The organism is Oceanicella sp. SM1341 (assembly GCF_003448965.1).
In the GTDB taxonomy this organism is placed as follows: Bacteria; Pseudomonadota; Alphaproteobacteria; order Rhodobacterales; family Rhodobacteraceae; genus Paroceanicella.
In genome coordinates this window covers 1-1663 of the sequence record NZ_QRGC01000075.1, presented here as the reverse complement: position 1 = coordinate 1663, position 1663 = coordinate 1, and the positions used below count along the sequence as shown (strand labels likewise).

1 protein-coding gene and 1 pseudogene are annotated in these 1663 nt (G+C 75.5%); both read left to right on the top strand.

Annotation, left to right across the window (positions count from 1 at the left end; genetic code table 11):
• Window positions 1–432, top strand: a pseudogene (locus D3P35_RS26625) (hypothetical protein); the annotation flags it as partial.
• Window positions 413–1663: head maturation protease, ClpP-related (locus D3P35_RS25695; protein WP_198670807.1), on the top strand; the 1251-nt coding region annotated here is incomplete at its 3' end. The pseudogene D3P35_RS26625 and the gene D3P35_RS25695, both read left to right, overlap by 20 nt.

Here is a 1663-nt window from a genome sequence, read left to right as displayed (position 1 = left end):
TGCGAGGGCGTGGCGCGCTGGCTCGCCGAGGCCTGGCCGCTGGCCGGGGCGCGCAGCCCGGTGCGCGCCCTCACCGCCGGCATCCGCGCCGACGCCTTCCGCCTCGAATGGACCGCACCGCGCCGCGCGCTGATCGACCCGACGAAGGAGATCCCGGCCATGGCGGCGGAGATCGAGGCGGGCCTGACGAGCCGTCAGCGCCAGCAGCGCCGCCTCGGCTACGACCCCGACGTGATCCGCCATGAGCGCGCCGAGGATGCCGCGAAGGACGCGGCGATGCCCGGCGCGGCACCCACGGGCGGGGCAGGGGGCGCACGCCCTTCACCCTCCGCGCCTGCCGCACCCGGCGACACGCCGGCAGACGACACCGACGCCACCGAGACCCCCGACACGAGCGAAGAGGAGACAGCGGATGCCGATCGAGGCGCGTGACCTTGTCCGCGAGGACGGGATCGACCTTGCCGGTCCGGTCCTGGCCTCGGGCGAGGAGCAATGGCACGAGACCGGCATCATCACCGCCGCACTGGTGCGCGAGGCGCTGGCCCTGGTGCCCGGCGACGTGACGGTGCGGGTGCATTCCCCCGGGGGTGACCCGACCGAGGGCGAGGCGATCCGCATGGCGTTTGCCGGCCACTCGGGCCGGGTCACGGTGCAGGTGACCGGCGACGCGCTCTCCGCCGCCTCGCTGATGATCATGGGGGCCGATCGCATCGAGATGTCGGCGGGCTCGGTGATGATGATCCACGATCCGGCCACGCTCACCTTCGGCGATGCCGCGGCGCACCGCAAATCGGCGGGCATGCTCGACGTGCTCGCCGACACCTATGCCAGCGTCTACGCCGGGCGCGCGGGCAAGACCCGCGAGGCGGCCCGCGCCCTGATGCGCGCCGAGACCTGGCTCGGCCCCGAGGCGGCGGTGGCGGAAGGCTTCGCCGATGCCGTGCTCGAGGCCACCGCGCCCGCCCCCCTGCAGATGTCCGACACCACCATCGCGGCCGGGCGCTCCCGCCTCGCCGCGGCTCTCACCATGGCCCGCCGGGCCGCAACCGAGGATCCCGAGATGCCCGACGATACCCCGCAGACCCCGCCCGCCGCCCCGGTGCAGACCGCACCGCCGCCGGCCGCTCCCGCGCCGGCTCCCACTCCGACGCCCGCCCCGGCACCGGCCCCCACCCCCGCGCCGCAGATGGCAGCACCCTCTGCCGCCGATGCGATCCGCATGGAGCGCGAGCGGGTGCGTGCCATCCGCGAGATGGGCGCCCCGCATGTCGCCTCGGGCCTGCTGATGCAGGCCGATGTCGACGCGGTGATCGACGACGGCACCGGGGCGGAGGCCGCCGGCCAGCGCTTCCTCGCCGCGATGGCCGCCGCGCAGCCGCCGGCGGGCCGGGCGGGGCGCGACCGCGTCACCATCACCCGCGACGAGACCGACACGCGCATGGAGGGGATGATCGGCGCGCTGATGGGGCAGGCCGAGGGCCCGGCCACCGAGTACCGCGGCCTGCGGCTGAAGTCGCTCGCCATGCATCTCGCAGGCTCCGCCCGGGGCTTCAACGAGGCGGCGGCGGTGCGCGCCGGCATGCGGTCGACCAGCATGATGGGCGGCGCGCTCGGCGTCTCCGACTTCGCCTACATCACCACCGAGGTGATGGGCCGCACGCTC